Below are 15,366 nucleotides of genomic sequence, written 5' to 3'. Positions count from 1 at the left end.
GTCAGTCGACGGCGTTCGCTGCGGCAGCTGCGCGACGTTCGTTGAGCGTCGCCACATTTGCCTCGATCTGCTTCTTCTTCAACGGGTAGAGGAAGATGAGTGCCAAACCAACCAAGATACAGCCGATACCTGGGACGAGGTTAGCTGTGGTGTAGACGCCATCAATTACCTCTTGAGCTTGGGCCACGCCGGATTTGGCAGCTTCGGCGTTGTAGCCAATCCAGCCCAGTGCCCAGCCGGTAAGTCCGCCCGCGAGCGCCTGCCCGAGCTTGCGTGCCCAGGAGTAGACGGCGTAAACCGTAGCGTCGTCGCGCTGACCAGTACGCACTTCCTGGTAATCGATTACGTCGGTGATGAATGCCCACACAAGGTAGTTGAATACGGAGATAAAGAACATGGCGATACCGTAGAAAATGATCCACACAGTTGCGCTCTTGATGTACATGAAATTGGCCGCAACAAGCACGACGCCGGCAATGAGCATGGAAATCGCGCCCACTTCGGTCTTGCCCCACTTCTTCGACGCCCACGGAGCAATGAAGATCAACGACAGCGCAGGAAGCAGGCCAACCAGCGTGGCTGCAGACTGGATCTTTCCGTTTCCGAAGTACGACATGAACAAGAACGAAAGCATTCCGCCAAGGAACAGGTTAGCAACCAGCAAAAGAAGAGCTGCCACAATGAGACCGAGCAAAGCACGGTTAGTGAAAATCGCCGAAAGCATCTTGCCAATGCCATTGCCGCCTTCAGACTTCGATTTCACAGTTGAAGGTACGCGCTCTTCAACGTTGAAATAGCACAGCACGTAGCACACTACTGCAAGCACGGAACAGATAGCAGCGGAAACGGTCATGCTGGTGCCATCCATGACTGCGACGCCCTTGGCATTCTTCGTGAAAGCAACCAAAGGTAGCACCGTCATAATCACTAGCTGTGCGAGCGTCGCGCCGGTAGTGCGGTAAACGGAAAGCTGAGCTCGGTGATCTGGGTTTGAAGAAACCACCGACGCCATTGAGCCATAAGGAATATTAATCGCAGTGTAGAAGATAGATCCCCACAAGAAATATGTGGCGCACATCCACACCAGCTTCAGGGTGTAGCTTGAGAAATCGCCAACAAACGACATATACATCAGTGCCGAAGCCACAGCCACAGGAATTGCAATGAATTTGATCCACCGCTTGAACTTGTGTCCACCATCTTTGACCGGGAGTCGGTCCACCAAAATGCCCATGCCCACGTCAGTAAAACCGTCGACGACGCGCGCTACCAGGAGCAAAGTACCAACATGTGCTGGATTAATGCCTACAACCGTGGTGTAGAAAACCATGAAGAACATGGCTTGCAAGATGAACGTGAAATCGTTTCCGAAATCGCCAAACATGTAGCCGATCTTGTCTCGGAAACCAAATGGACGAATTGAACGTCCGTTGAGCGCAGGCGTTTGTGCCATCGTCTCTCCTTCTGAAATCACCGTTGATGGTGGTTGAGCATCAAGCATCACTGCTTGAGCGCAGCCCTTTTCTGCTATGAGGGCAGTTCACAACGATGTGTGGCCCTGTTGGCAATAATCCTTACACGGCACGAAACGGAGAAAATGATGTTGCCAAAAGTTGCCAGAAGTTCTCCTGCCAGCACGGCAACAAACGGCAACACCTGCGATAGAAGAGTGTTGCTCTCACCTGTAAGAGCAACACTGAGCGGTGGGGCGGCACTTTCTGCAGTCGGTAGAAAGTGCCGCCCCACCGCCAAGTGGCAATTGAAAGCGGGGTGGGAGCGCGACGCTAAGATGTCTCGTCGCGTTCCCACCCCGCCTTACGTTACGTCAAGCCAAGCTACTCCAAGCTAAGCTGAGCCAGTGTGTTCACTGCATTAATGCAGTGAACACATCACTTTGAGCTAATCAGCCCTTAGTCCTCAGCGCTCAGCGCTTATTAAGGATTTCCCGAGCTAGATTGGCAGTCTCAGTAGGAGTCTTTCCAACTCGAACTCCCACAGCTTCAAGTGCCGCTTTCTTGGCTGCCGCAGTTCCGGACGATCCGGAAACGATGGCACCGGCGTGCCCCATCGTTTTACCCTCCGGAGCTGTAAAGCCTGCCACGTAACCAACTACTGGCTTAGTCACGTGCTCTTTAATATAAGCAGCGGCACGCTCTTCGGCATCTCCCCCGATCTCACCGATCATCACGATCAATTCCGTCTCGGGATCTTCTTCAAAAGCCCGCAAAGCATCGATATGCGTGGTGCCAATAACTGGGTCTCCACCAATACCAATGCAGGTAGTGAAACCAATATCAGACAGCTCGTACATCATCTGATAGGTGAGCGTTCCGGATTTGGACACCAACCCGATCTTGCCTGGTCCAGTAATGTCTGGCGGGGTAATTCCCACATTGGACTGTGCTGGAGAAATGATTCCTGGGCAGTTCGGGCCAATGATCTGCACGCCATGCGCCTGCGCATATGAGAAGAATTCCGCGGTGTCTTTCACCGGCACACCCTCAGTAATCACCACCACAAGCCGCATACCAGCGTCCACAGCTTCAATCACCGCAGCCTTGGTAAATGCCGGCGGCACGAAAATTACCGAGACCTCAGCTCCCGTAGCTGCTTTTGCATCGGCCACCGTGCCATAGACCGGCACGGATACCACTCCAGCTTCCCGGTTTTCCTTGCCGTAGCCAATCGGCTCAACCTCAAAATCAACTGACGTTCCAGCTTTGCGAGGATTCGTTCCAGCGACGATTTTCGTGCCTGCTCCAAGCATACGACGCGTGTGCTTCGAGCCTTCCGAACCCGTCATGCCCTGAACGATTACTTTGTCGTTTTCAAATAAGAAAATTGCCATCGTTATTTCACCCTACTTCGCAGCTAATTCGGCGGCTTTAGCAGCGGCGCCATCCATTGTATCGACCAAAGTGACGAGCGGATGATTAGCTTGCGCCAAAATCTCGCGTCCACGCTCCACATTATTTCCATCAAGACGCACCACAATAGGCTTCTTTGCGTCCTCGCCCAAGATTTCCAGCGCCTTAACGATTCCTTGAGCTACCTGGTCACACGCCGTAATTCCGCCGAATACATTGACGAAAACGGAGTGGACGTCGTCGTCATTCAAAATCACATCGAGTCCATTAGACATCACCGTAGCATCAGCGCCACCACCGATATCGAGGAAGTTAGCTGGCCCAACACCATATTTCTCACCAGCATAGGCAACAACATCGAGCGTGGACATAACCAATCCAGCCCCGTTACCAATAATTCCGACCTGCCCGCCCTCGAGCTTCACGTAGTTCAAACCGAGCGCTTTAGCTTTGGCTTCCAGTGGATTTTCAGTAGCTTTGTCTACCAAAACTGCATGATTCTCGTGGCGGAAGCGCGCGTTATCGTCGACCGTCACCTTACCGTCAAGGGCGATAATTTCTCCCGACGCCGTTTGCACCAGTGGATTTACTTCAACTAACGTGGCGTCCTCACCCGCATAAACACTCCAGAGATTTTCGATCACTGGCACGATCTTTGCACCAAGTTCGCCGTCAAATCCTGCTTCGCGAACGATTTCCTCCGCTTTTCCTTTATCTATGCCTACTCGCGGATCAACCGGCACTTTTGCCAATGCTTCAGGGCGTTCAGCAGCGAGTTTCTCGATTTCCATGCCTCCTTCTTTGGAGCACATGGCCAAGTAACGCCGCTCAGAGCGATCGAGGAGTACCGAGAAATAGTACTCTTGTGCAATTTCAGCACCTGCAGCAATGAGGACTTTATGCACCGTATGACCCTTAATATCCATACCCAGGATCTCTTGAGCTTTCTCGCGGGCTTCGTCCACTGATCGCGCTAATTTCACGCCGCCAGCTTTTCCACGACCACCTGTTTTGACTTGTGCTTTTACAACGACGAGGTCGCCATGTTCAAGGAGCTGCTGCGCTGCTTGAGCCGCTTCGTCCGCTGTGGAGGCAACGATGCCTGCCAAGACGGGAACGTCGTATTCCGCAAAAAGATCGCGGGCTTGGTACTCATATAAATCCACGGAGATTCCTTCCGATCTACTTTACGTTTAGGCGGCATTACTCGTACGAGCTAACCGTTCAACACTTATAGCTTAGGACTTTTTGCCTAGCTTTTGGGAGTTTTTCGAATATTGCGTTCGTGAATGTCGAAATTCCACCACCACATGAATCGTTGTGATCAATGCCTTTAGCACTTCTCAAGCGGAGCAAACCGCAGCATTAAGCGCTTTGTAGCACCGTTCTTGAACTTGACTTTCGCCACTGTAGATTTGCCTTGCCCCTCGAAAGACACCACCACGCCTTCACCAAAGGACTTGTGCCGTACCTTATCGCCTACGCTGAGTCCGCCGGTATCTGCCACCGCCACAGACGCCGTCTGCCCCGCAGATCCCGCAGCGCTTTCGTCTCCGCGTTGCACTGCTCCTTGCCCTGAAGCACTGCCCGATCCCGTTTCTAGTTCAGCTTCACGATCCTTTTGTGCAGCATGAATGTCGATCTCTTCGCCGAGTTTGCCAGGCACAAATTTTCCGCTGCCAACGGGAGGAGCGAAATCGTCGTCGTCAAAGAAACGAGTAGAACGACCGCGCCCGTATCCGCTGCCAGATCCACTACCGTATCCACCTGCAGAGCGTATACCCCACGAACCATAACCTGATCCGCGCAAAGATTCGATTGACGACGTCTCGCGCTTCCATTCAATGACCGAGGCCGGAATTTCTTCCAAGAATCGCGACGGCGGAAGCTCTTGCGGAGCGCCCCACTGCGAACGCGTGGCCGCCCGGGAAATGTACAGGCGTTCACGTGCTCGAGTCAGCGCGACGTATGCTAGACGCCGTTCTTCGGCCAACTCCAAGCTCGATCCCAAAGAGCGAATATGAGGAAAAGTGCCATCTTCCATGCCAGTGACGAAGACTACCGGGAATTCCAAACCTTTAGCGGTATGAATGGTCATAAGCACCACTTCACCCTCAGATTCGCCACCGCCGTCTGGCAGCTGATCTGAATCTGCCACTAGCGAGATCTGATCGAGGAAATCGCCGAGGGTGCCATCAGGATTGAGTACCCGGAAATCAGATGCCACCGAATGAAGTTCAGCCAAGTTTTCCAAACGCACTTCATCTTGTGGATCAGCCGAAGTCTGCAAGGCTTCTAAATATCCAGACGCATCCATCACTTCGTCGAGAATATCGGCTGGTGCAGCGCCCGCAACAGCTTTTTCGCGCAGCTGTTCAAGCATCGTGACGAATGTAGACATCGCATTGCGAGCACGCGGAGTTAAACCAGACACTTCCCCACGTTGCGGATCAGGATGCACAATATCGCCGAGCGCTGCTCCAAAAGAAATATGCCAACGATTCGCATGAAATGCCACCATATCCTGGGCTTTTGCTCCAATTCCCCGCTTGGGTTCATTGATCACGCGGCGCAACGAGACCGTATCATCCGGATTCACTATCGCCTGCAAATATGCCACTGCATCTTTGATTTCTTTACGGTCGTAAAACTTGGTGCCGCCAACCACGCGATATGGAATTCCTGATCGCACAAGGAAGTCTTCTATCGAGCGAGACTGAGCATTGGCTCGGTAGAAAACGGCCATGTCAGAGTACTTATAGCCGCGATCGTGCAAGCGGTCGATTTCATCAATAACGAAGCTTGCTTCGTCCGATTCCGCATCAGCCACATAACCAACAAGTTTGTGTCCATCGCCCGAATCGGTCCAGAGTTTTTTCACGCGTCGGCTCTCGTTATGCGCAATCACCGAGTTAGCCGCGGTGAGAATATTTTGGGTTGACCGGTAATTTTGCTCAAGCAAAATAGTGGTGGCATTAGGAAAATCTTCCTCAAAACTCTCAATATTGCGAATCGTAGCGCCACGGAATGCGTAAATGGATTGATCGGCGTCTCCGACCACGGTGAGTTCGCCATGCACGGCCTCGTCTTCCTCGCCGACTAAAGCGCGCACGAGCTGGTATTGAGCCGTGTTGGTATCTTGATATTCGTCGATCAAAACGTGCCTGAACCTGCGCCGGTAGTGCTCAGCAATGAGCGGATTTTCGCGCAGCAAAACCACAGTTTGCATAATGAGATCGTCAAAATCCATCGCATGTGCAGCGCGCAGCCGCTGCTGATAAGCCATATACGCCTGCGCAAGCACCAGCTCTTCTTTATCGACTGCCTGGCGGGCAAATTCATGAGGATCAATCATCTCGTTTTTGAGATCAGACACCTTATGAGAAAGAGTTTTCGGAGGAAATTGCTTGGAATCTATATTTTCCTCAGCGCAAATCATCTTCATTAAGCGCTGTGAATCAGCAGCGTCATAAATGGTGAAGGTTGAACGCATGCCAATGGCTTTGTGTTCAGCGCGCAAAATCCGCACACACGCGGAGTGGAACGTCGAAATCCACATGCGCTGCGCGACCGGCCCGAGCATCGTTTCTAGGCGCTCACGCATTTCTTTAGCAGCTTTATTTGTAAAGGTGATCGCCAGAATTTCCCCTGCTTGAACCTGGCGCGTGGCAATGAGATAAGAAATCCTGGTGGTGAGAACGCGCGTTTTACCTGATCCCGCGCCCGCGATAACAAGTAAATGCCCGCCACGGTGGACCACCGCTTCACGCTGGCGCGGGTTCAAACCGGCCAGCATCGAATCAAGATAAGCCTGCTGAGCAGTCGATAAGTGCGCGCCTGCCGCGCTGCCATCCCGATCGTCCCTACCGTGATTCTGTCCCACACCATTTGCGCCGACGCCGCGATGAGTCGCCTGCGCTGGTTCGCGAGCCAAATCGGAAGGCGACGACGAACCCGCCGTCTCTTGAGCAGCTGCAACTCGCGCTCGGAGACGTTCCATCGCTGCCGAAAATGCATCTTGAGAATTCTGTGAAGCGTTCATAACATCTCTAAGAGTACGCTACTGCTCCTGCCAATTTTGATTGCGACTGTACTAGCAACCAGAAATGCGTGCGGTATGCACGTCAACTGGAATCGGATAATCCCCGTTAAAGCAGGCAAAACACAGTTTATCTACCGGCAACCCGATCGCCCGAACCATACCTTCGTGCGAAAGATAACCCAAGCTATCGGCTCCAATTTGCTCACAGATCTGCTCAAGATTCAAAGAATTGGCGATGAGTTCAGCTCGCGTGGGGAAATCGATTCCGAAAAAGCATGGCCACTGAACTGGCGGTGAGGAAATTCGCACATGCACCTGCGCAGCCCCTGCTTCTCGCAGCGTTTTCACCAAAGCGTACTGCGTATTGCCTCGCACAATCGAATCGTCAACTACCACAATCCGCTGCCCTTGGATCACCTCGCGCAATGGATTGAGTTTGAGGCGAATTCCGCGTTGGCGCATCTCTTGGGTGGGCTGGATGAAGGTGCGCCCAACATAAGCGTTTTTCACAAGCCCCTGCGCGTATGGAATACCAGATTCTTGAGCGTAACCAATGGCTGCAGGCGTACCCGAGTCTGGAGTCGCGATCACAATATCCGCATCGACTTTGTGCTCACGCGCGAGAATTCGGCCCATTTCATTGCGAACAGAATTGATATTTCGCCCAGAAATCACCGTATCTGGCCGCGAAAGATACACGTATTCGAAAGCGCAACCACGCGGTTTCGATGCTGCGAACGTACGCGAGCGCACGCCGTCGCCGTCGATCACCACAAATTCGCCCGGCGCGATTTCTCGCTCAAATTTTGCCCCGACGATATCGAGAGCTGCGGTTTCAGACGCAACTACCCAACCGTCGTCCAGACTTCCTAGCACCAACGGGCGAAATCCTTGCGGATCGCGAGCTGCGTACAGCTTCTGTTCATCCATAAAGACGAGCGAAAATGCACCTTTGAGCAGCGGGAGCGTGTCCATCGCTACGTCTTCAATGCTTGCCTTGCCGCGTGTGGCACCTAGTAGAGCGGTGACGACGGCGGTGTCGGTTGACGATCCATGCCCAATTTCTCCACGCAAATCGGCGCCAGAGATTTCCTGCACTTGTGCGATTAACTCAGGAGCATTGACCAAATTTCCGTTATGCGCCAAAGCGATTGTGCCAAATTCGGTGGCTCCTAAAGTGGGCTGTGCGTTGACCCACGAGCCTTGACCTGTGGTGGCATAGCGAACGTGCCCGATGGCGAGGTGACCATCTAGCGAAGCGAGGGCCTTTTCGTGAAATACCTGGGATACTAAACCAATATCTTTATAGATGAGGATATTTTCACCGTTGCTCGTCGCGATTCCGGCAGCTTCTTGCCCACGGTGCTGGAGTGCGTAGAGTCCGAAGTACGCCAGATGTGCGACTTCTTTGCCGGGCGCCCAAACGCCAAAAACACCACATTCATCTTGGCCTTTATCGCTGGGGTCTAAGACGTGGCTGAGACGACCATCGCCATTCATTGCTTACCTCTTAGAGTGTAGGAGTCCATGAGCACACCGAAAAGGCTAATCGAAGCACAGAGAAGATTCCTTACGTCTCATAAATCGGTCAGATTTTGGCCACTTCGTGGACTCATCGCTGTCTCGGAGGCGGACCGCCCCTCACTTCGCAGTACACAGCCCTCTCGCAGCTCACGCACAGCCTCGCTCAAAGAGTCCACCACATAAGGAATTTCGCTCTCCGCCAAGGATCCATAACTCACCACAAACCTAGATTCGCGCTGGTTATCGTCTATTTTTTGATAGAAACGATTCATCGGCATCAGCCGCACACCCCGTGCCAACATTCGTTCACAAATCGCATCTTCTGCAGCCGGCACTTCAACACGCAATTCGAAGTGCAAACCCGCATCTTGCCCCTTGACAGCACACAACTCACCAAGCCCGCTGGCAGCAATCTCACCTAACAAAGAGTCACGAATCGCTCGGTATTTTCCACGCAGCCGATTGATATGCCGCTCATAAGCGCCCGTCTCAATAAAACGCGCCAGCGTGAGCTGCTCAATCGTAGAAACTGTGCCGCTATAAAAGCTGAACTCTTTGCGAAAACGCTGCGCAAGCGGCATAGGCAACACCATATACCCGATGCGAAACATCGACCCCAAACTCTTCGAAAACGTATTTACATAAATCACACTGCCTGTGGCGTCCATACCAAAAAGGCTCGGGATCGGCCGGCCTGCCAGCCTAAACTCGACGTCGTAATCGTCTTCAATTAGGTACCTTTGCCTCTGCGCCGCCCAGGCCAATAACTCATATCGCCTGCTGATCGACGTCACCGTGCCAGTTGGAAATTGATGTGAGGGCATCACATGAGCTACGTCCACATCCATGAGCTGCAAAATATCGGTGCGTATACCGTCGTCGTCAAGCGGAACATAAGTGAGGGACACGGCGTTGGCCTGGTAAATCTCCGTTAATCGCCAGTATCCTGGGTCTTCAACCGCATAACTCCTGTGGCGCCCTAAGAGCTGAATGAGCAGACTATAGAGCGTTTGAGCGCCTGCCGCCACCACGATTTGCTGCGGATCGACGTCCATTCCCCGAAATTCGTAAAGATAACTTGCGATTTGCTCGCGCAATGCTGGCGCGCCGCATGGGTCTACCTGCGCAAGGATTTGCGTTTCTTCCGTTTGGCTAAGTACGTCGCGCACAGTTTTTGCCCACCTTTTATAGGGGAAGACGCCGGTAGGCATCGCGTTCGAGCGCAGGTCGGCACGAATGTCCACGGTGTTTTGCGCACACTCGGGCACTCCGTGTGCCAGAACCTCACTTCTGGCAGCGCTGGGCGAGTTACCGAGTACGTCGCCACTGTGCGGATGGCTATTCGTCGAGGCATGGAGATGGTGGGGACGGCTATTAATATGAGGCGCTTGCGCGTAATTTCCAAGTGAGACGTAATAGCCGCTGCGTGCCCGCGCATTCACATATCCTTCTGCAACCAGCTGGGCATAGGCGTTTTCAACAGTGATCACCGATATGCCAAGATGCTGGGCAAGGCGCCTTTTCGATGGCAATTTTTGACCAAATGCTAATCTGCCTGCTTCAATGTCGCCTTTGATCTGGCTATAGAGGAATGAGTACAAGCTTTCGCCGCCACGGCCTTCAAGGCTATACGTAAGGATTTTTTGTTCTGCCATCGCAGCCTACTTCCCACAGCAATCAAACTGACCACATAACTGACCTTATCAATTTTATCTATTCTGAATCTTTTCACAAGATCAGTTAGTCCATATACTTTCCGGTAATGGCCTGAGAAAAGTAACGCAGCCATACAACCCGAAGTGAATACTGCTCAACAAGGAAGTACCATGACCGAATCACGCTATGAACTCAACAAACAGCTTGCCCAAATGCTCAAAGGCGGCGTCATTATGGACGTCACCTCAGCAGAGCAGGCACGGATTGCCGAAGAAGCAGGAGCCTGCGCCGTGATGGCTCTCGAACGTATTCCTGCCGACATTCGCGCTGCTGGCGGAGTTTCTCGCATGAGCGATCCGCATCTAATCAAAGAAATCCAAGACGCCGTGAGTATCCCAGTAATGGCAAAGGTACGAATCGGGCATTTTGTGGAAGCCCAGATTCTCGAAGCCTTGGAAATCGACTATATCGACGAATCCGAAGTACTCTCCCCAGCCGACGGCGTCTTTCACATCAATAAAACAGACTTCAAGGTGCCGTTCGTGTGTGGAGCAAAGGATCTTGGCGAAGCCTTACGGCGCATTGCTGAGGGCGCCTCCATGATTCGCACTAAAGGCGAACCAGGCACGGGCGATGTAGTGCAAGCAGTGACGCATATGCGTTTGATCCAGTCACAAATGCGAAAAGCGCAAGGTTTGCGATCCGATGAACTTTTCGAGGAGGCAAAGCAACTGCAAGTGCCGCTTGACCTGCTGCGATTTGTGCATGAGCACGGCAAACTCCCAGTGGTGAACTTTGCAGCGGGCGGTGTAGCCACTCCAGCCGATGCCGCACTGATGATGCAGCTCGGCGCAGAAGGAGTTTTCGTTGGATCGGGCATTTTCAAGTCCGGAAATCCAACCAAGCGCGCCCAGGCTATCGTCAAAGCCGTGACAAATTTCAAAGATGCCAAGCTCATCGCACAACTTTCAGAAAATCTCGGCGAAGCCATGGTCGGAATCAACGAATCCGAGATCGAACTGCTCATGGCCGAACGTGGAAAGTAGTTATTCACTCAAGGAGTTCGCGTGAAAAGAATCGGAGTACTCGCCGTGCAAGGTGCATTTATCGAGCATTGCCGCCGCGTGGAAGATTTGGGGTTCGATGCCGTTGAACTGCGCAACGGCGCCGATGCCGCACAAGATTTAGATGGAATCGTGCTGCCAGGCGGTGAGAGCACCGTTCAGAGCAAATTGCTGCACGAGTTGGGCATGTTTGACGCGCTGCGCGCAAAGATTCTGGATGGCACACCAGTGCTTGGCACATGCGCTGGACTGATTTTGCTCGCACACAAGGTAGAACGCGGCAACGGAAGCGGATTGGCACATGTGGCAACGACGTCGTCGCGCGTTCCGATCACCGGTTTCGCGAGCCTGCCGGTGACGGTTGTGCGCAACGCTTACGGTCGCCAGCTGGGCAGTTTCCGCACCACAGGAATAGCTACCGGCACAGGATCTGCCGCACCCGAAAATTCTATTCCGATGACTTTCATTCGCGCTCCACATATTGCCGATATTGGCCAGGGCGTGGAAACTGTGGCACGCCTGGCCGACGGCACACCCGTAGCTGTTCGATATGAGAATCAGATTGGGGTCACTTTCCACCCTGAGCTCGACGATCACCCACACATATATTCACTATTCACCAGTTTAATCTAGAGATTAACCCCACATACTGGGCGGAGATCTGCTTAAGATAGGCAGATTTCCGCCCTTTTTGGTGCCAAGCGGCAGCACCAAGACCTGCATAAAACGCCAAAATCCATACATATAGGACTTTCCTCATAGACTCCCCCGCCCAACAAACCTAACCTATTACTTAGGTTACCCTTACCTAATTTTAGGGCATTGGTAACTCGCAAAAATTATCGAATACCCGCGCATATGTGAAAACTAGTTAGGAAGTTATGACGGTTAAGCGACGAGCTCATCACGCATGCTCATTCCTGTGTTCTGCCATATTTACCATTGGACTGCTCAGCAGCGCCCCCACAGCAGCACAAGCAACAAGCTCACCTCAAGAAGCCACCGTTGCCGATTCCGATGCCCGCATCTGGGGCGGAATTGACGGCACTCGCTATGGAGATTCGATTCGGAAAACTGCGCGCGTAACGTACACCGACGCCGGCACCGCACCTCCCGCGAGCTGCGACGTCGTTGCAGATAACCGAAACGACGCAATTTTCGTCAATTCGGAACGCAGCGAACTCAATATCATCCCTTTTATTCCATATGGTTCTGATTCCGACGACGTCTCCCACCCGATTTCCGAGCAGGCAAAAGTTCTTCGCTTCTCACTTCCCGTAGCGAATTCCCCTGCCTCAGAGAAATCTCAGCCGTGGCAAGTCAGCTGCGTGAAAATTGCTCGTGGAGAAAAACACGGGCTGCTTTTAGCTCACGATCATACGGTTTACGTGGCAAGCACTCGCGCAGATGGCGCGCTTACTACTCAAGATGGTTCGCTCGCTCCACAGCTCAAAGTGCACGCAATCCATCATTTTGACGCACCCGTGAAAGCAATCTCGGCAACGTCTCCGGCCTTTGAAGAGCCAGAATTTGCCGCTGTGGCGGGATCCAAGCTCCATTATTTTTCGAGCATCGAGGCTCAGCAGCCCGCTAAAACCTGGGAACTTGGCAGCAACGAACGCGCCACTCTTAGCGCGATAGGCAGCGTTTTCAACGATTCCAATACCCTTGGCCTAGGCCTGCCCGATCAAAATCTCGTCTATGCCCTTAATCCCAGCAGCGCACAAATCGGAGATATCAGCCAGGCAGCTGTGAAAATTACTGGCATGAGCTCGGAAAACAAAGACGCGTTTGGAACTTCGATCGTCGGCATTGCAGACGTCAATAATGACGACGTCGACGACTTCGCCATCGGTGCTCCCGCAGCAAATAACGCGACGGGAGCCGTCGCCGTCGTCTTTGGAAAGAAAAATCAATCACTAGAGAAGCCGCACGAAATACGTGCGCAACTCGATTCCGTCACCGACGTAACGGTCACTCACAATGGTGAGAAAGCAGGTACGCTCATTCGTCAAACGGTTAAAGGGCGCATTGGAATTTCGCTGGCGTATGTGCAAGGATACGACGTTGCCAATCCCGGCGCGCTCGTCATTGGGCGGCCAGACAACGAAGAACATCCCGGAGCTATTGTCGTCTCCAGCCCTGCTTTAAGCAAGGATTGGAATACGTCTCTGGGCTTGGATTCTATTCCAAGTAATCAAAGCGCCTGGCTTGCCAGTGATGAACACGAGGGAAGCGGCGGCACATTCGTAGGAACAATCCCAGCTTTCGATTCTGACGAAAATCTCACTGGAGTGCTTACCGCAGATTCTCACGGGAAAATCGACCTATGGACCGTCGATATGCGGCGCCAACACGAAAAGACTCCACCAGTGAAACCGCTATATCCGGCGCCAGTCACTCCACTACAACCCGCGGCAATTTCTCCGATAAACACACCAGTTCAAAAGCGCTGGGTGGGCGAATTTTCCAATGGATTAGGAAGTTCGATTGCGCGCGGAAGCTGTGACGTAACCGGAGACAGGGTGCCAGATATCGTAACTGCAAGCCCCGTGCGCTCCGAATGGAAATTTGACGTTCATTATGAGGATTCCACTCCCACTCACGGCTGGTTACTCAATGTGACTGGTCAAGTGCAGATTATCCCTGGCGGAACGGCCGGAAGCGCACTGCCAGATTCTTCGGTGATTACGATTTTGGGTCCAAAGGCTACGGAAGATCCGGCCGTTGACGCAGCAGTTGGCCTATCAGTTGCTTGCATTGGTGACGCCAATGGAGATGGCATAGACGATATTGCCGTCAATTCCCACACAATGGGAAGAGTGTGGGTGCTTTTTGGTGGCTCTACCTTGCCTTATGTGGATCTCAACCACCTCAATCCACGGCATGGATACTATGTGCAGATGCCGTTTGATAAGGGTGCTGCTGGTTATCAAGTATCGAAAGTCGGAGATGTTAATCATGACGGTTTGGCTGACGTAGGTTTCGTGATTTCCAATACTCCATACTCGCGTGGCGAAAAGGGAGCATACGGCACTGCACTAATCGTGGCGGGCAAGCGCGATGGAGAAATTATTGATCTGCGCGATTCGTACAAGAGCCGGTCGGTGCTGTTTGAGGCGCGCACTCCAGATGCACATACACTCAGCGCTTTTACACCGGTTGGAGATGTTAATGGGGATGCGCTTACCGATTACGCGCTGGCAGATTTCAATTCTTTCTCTGATCGAGCAACCGTTCCTGGAACTGCTTGGGTAGTGTTCGGTTCGCACGAAACCACATTATTCGACCTGCAAAAAGGAGCGCCTGGCTACACACTTTCGATTTCGGACGATGCTTCGTACCGTTTAGGTGCAGGAAATTCGATAGCTGCGGTTGGAGACGTCGATCATGATGGTTTCGGAGATTTCGTTATCGGTTACGACGGCGGTCAGATCACCAATACGACGACGGGTGGCGTTGCGTTGGTTTATGGTTCCGGTGCGGCCACAACGACGCTCGATCGGCGCATCGTACCCACTTCTGGAGCTTCACGAGTAGGCGATTCTGACCGCGCATATGCCAGTGGAGTCGAGTCTGGACCTTTTGACGACGGACGCATTTCCGTGCTCACCGGCTCTGAAACTGAAAGCGGTTTTGGTTGGGCAGTAGACGCACTGCCAGAGAAATCACTACTTGCGATAGGAGCGTGGGGTGAAAGCGGAAATGGAGCCGTATTTGTGCTGCATACCAGCGATATTCCGGCTGGTATCACGCATATCTCTGAGTTGGGCGCGAAAGTGAAGAGGATAGATACTGATGCGCAGCGTGCCCGATTTGGGCGATCAGTAGCTTTTATTGGTGATTTCCTCGGATCAGAGACGCTTGCGATTGGCGCTGACGGAGTGATTGATGATCCAGCAGCTGGTCAAGAGGGGTATTCGCATGCCGCACACCTTTTAGCACTGGATGTGAATACTCTCTTCGTAGACACGCAGCCAGTTTCACCGCTCGACGATCCCCATTCGGCTACCTCGCAGCAGTCCGAAAAGAATAGCTCTGGCATTGGCCCGACGACGCAGGGAAATTCTCAGAACCTTAGCCTTGCTACCAGCGGATCCAAGACTTTTGCGCTTGTTGTTCTGCTCGTGGCGTTGATCGGCGCAGGAGCGCTGATCTCAAGTAGGCATTGGCTACTCCTCCGACGCTCGGAGTAGTATTGCTTGCTTATATG

9 protein-coding genes are annotated in these 15,366 nt (G+C 52.8%); 3 read left to right on the top strand and 6 right to left on the bottom strand.

The window, feature by feature from the left end:
- Position 1: 1 nt before the first annotated feature.
- The 6 genes from JOD55_RS04375 to pdxR all read right to left on the bottom strand — a co-directional run bounded on the left by JOD55_RS04375 (position 2) and on the right by pdxR (position 10,088).
- Complete coding sequence (locus JOD55_RS04375; protein WP_204398865.1) at positions 2-1,453, bottom strand: MFS transporter; 1,452 nt, start codon at positions 1,451-1,453, stop codon at positions 2-4.
- A gap of 471 nt (positions 1,454-1,924) precedes the next feature.
- A complete protein-coding gene (sucD, locus tag JOD55_RS04370) occupies positions 1,925-2,848 on the bottom strand; it encodes a succinate--CoA ligase subunit alpha (RefSeq protein WP_204398864.1) in 924 nt (307 codons plus the stop codon).
- Between the two features lie 12 nt (positions 2,849-2,860).
- On the bottom strand, positions 2,861-4,033 hold the full coding sequence (sucC, locus tag JOD55_RS04365) for an ADP-forming succinate--CoA ligase subunit beta (protein ID WP_204398863.1): 1,173 nt from the start codon (positions 4,031-4,033) through the stop codon (positions 2,861-2,863).
- A 167-nt stretch (positions 4,034-4,200) separates the two neighbouring features.
- The gene (locus JOD55_RS04360; RefSeq protein ID WP_204398862.1) at positions 4,201-6,909 is read right to left on the bottom strand and encodes a UvrD-helicase domain-containing protein; all 2,709 of its coding nucleotides are present in this window, start codon (positions 6,907-6,909) and stop codon (positions 4,201-4,203) included.
- A 51-nt stretch (positions 6,910-6,960) separates the two neighbouring features.
- Positions 6,961-8,409, bottom strand: a complete 1,449-nt coding sequence (purF, locus tag JOD55_RS04355; protein WP_204398861.1) for an amidophosphoribosyltransferase — start codon at positions 8,407-8,409, stop codon at positions 6,961-6,963.
- A gap of 77 nt (positions 8,410-8,486) precedes the next feature.
- On the bottom strand, positions 8,487-10,088 hold the full coding sequence (pdxR, locus tag JOD55_RS04350; RefSeq protein WP_204398860.1) for a MocR-like pyridoxine biosynthesis transcription factor PdxR: 1,602 nt from the start codon (positions 10,086-10,088) through the stop codon (positions 8,487-8,489).
- Between the two features lie 171 nt (positions 10,089-10,259).
- On the opposite strand from pdxR, the gene pdxS reads away from it, so the two are divergent.
- From pdxS to JOD55_RS04335, 3 genes are all read left to right on the top strand, one after another.
- Entirely contained in the window at positions 10,260-11,135 is an 876-nt protein-coding gene (gene pdxS / locus JOD55_RS04345) for a pyridoxal 5'-phosphate synthase lyase subunit PdxS (protein ID WP_204398859.1), read from the top strand.
- Between the two features lie 21 nt (positions 11,136-11,156).
- Positions 11,157-11,786 carry a pyridoxal 5'-phosphate synthase glutaminase subunit PdxT gene (gene pdxT, locus JOD55_RS04340; protein WP_204398858.1) on the top strand — a complete coding sequence of 210 codons (630 nt, stop codon included), beginning with the start codon at positions 11,157-11,159 and terminating at the stop codon, positions 11,784-11,786.
- 248 nt (positions 11,787-12,034) lie between these two features.
- Positions 12,035-15,349, top strand: a complete 3,315-nt coding sequence (locus JOD55_RS04335) for an integrin alpha (protein ID WP_204398857.1) — start codon at positions 12,035-12,037, stop codon at positions 15,347-15,349.
- The last annotated feature ends 17 nt before the right edge of the window (positions 15,350-15,366 follow it).

It is taken from the genome of Arcanobacterium pluranimalium, assembly GCF_016907845.1.
Classification (GTDB): Bacteria; Actinomycetota; Actinomycetes; order Actinomycetales; family Actinomycetaceae; genus Arcanobacterium_A; species Arcanobacterium_A pluranimalium.
This window is presented reverse-complemented; position numbering and strand designations above follow the sequence as displayed.

What these genes read in the sequence shown, in the direction of transcription:
- JOD55_RS04375 (WP_204398865.1), bottom strand. Translation starts at nt 1,453, where the DNA reads ATGGCACAAACGCCTGCGCTCAACGGACGTTCAATTCGTCCATTTGGT.
- sucD (WP_204398864.1), bottom strand. Translation starts at nt 2,848, where the DNA reads ATGGCAATTTTCTTATTTGAAAACGACAAAGTAATCGTTCAGGGCATG.
- JOD55_RS04360 (WP_204398862.1), bottom strand. Translation starts at nt 6,909, where the DNA reads ATGAACGCTTCACAGAATTCTCAAGATGCATTTTCGGCAGCGATGGAA.
- purF (WP_204398861.1), bottom strand. Translation starts at nt 8,409, where the DNA reads ATGAATGGCGATGGTCGTCTCAGCCACGTCTTAGACCCCAGCGATAAA.
- pdxR (WP_204398860.1), bottom strand. Translation starts at nt 10,088, where the DNA reads ATGGCAGAACAAAAAATCCTTACGTATAGCCTTGAAGGCCGTGGCGGC.
- pdxS (WP_204398859.1), top strand. Translation starts at nt 10,260, where the DNA reads ATGACCGAATCACGCTATGAACTCAACAAACAGCTTGCCCAAATGCTC.
- JOD55_RS04335 (WP_204398857.1), top strand. Translation starts at nt 12,035, where the DNA reads ATGACGGTTAAGCGACGAGCTCATCACGCATGCTCATTCCTGTGTTCT.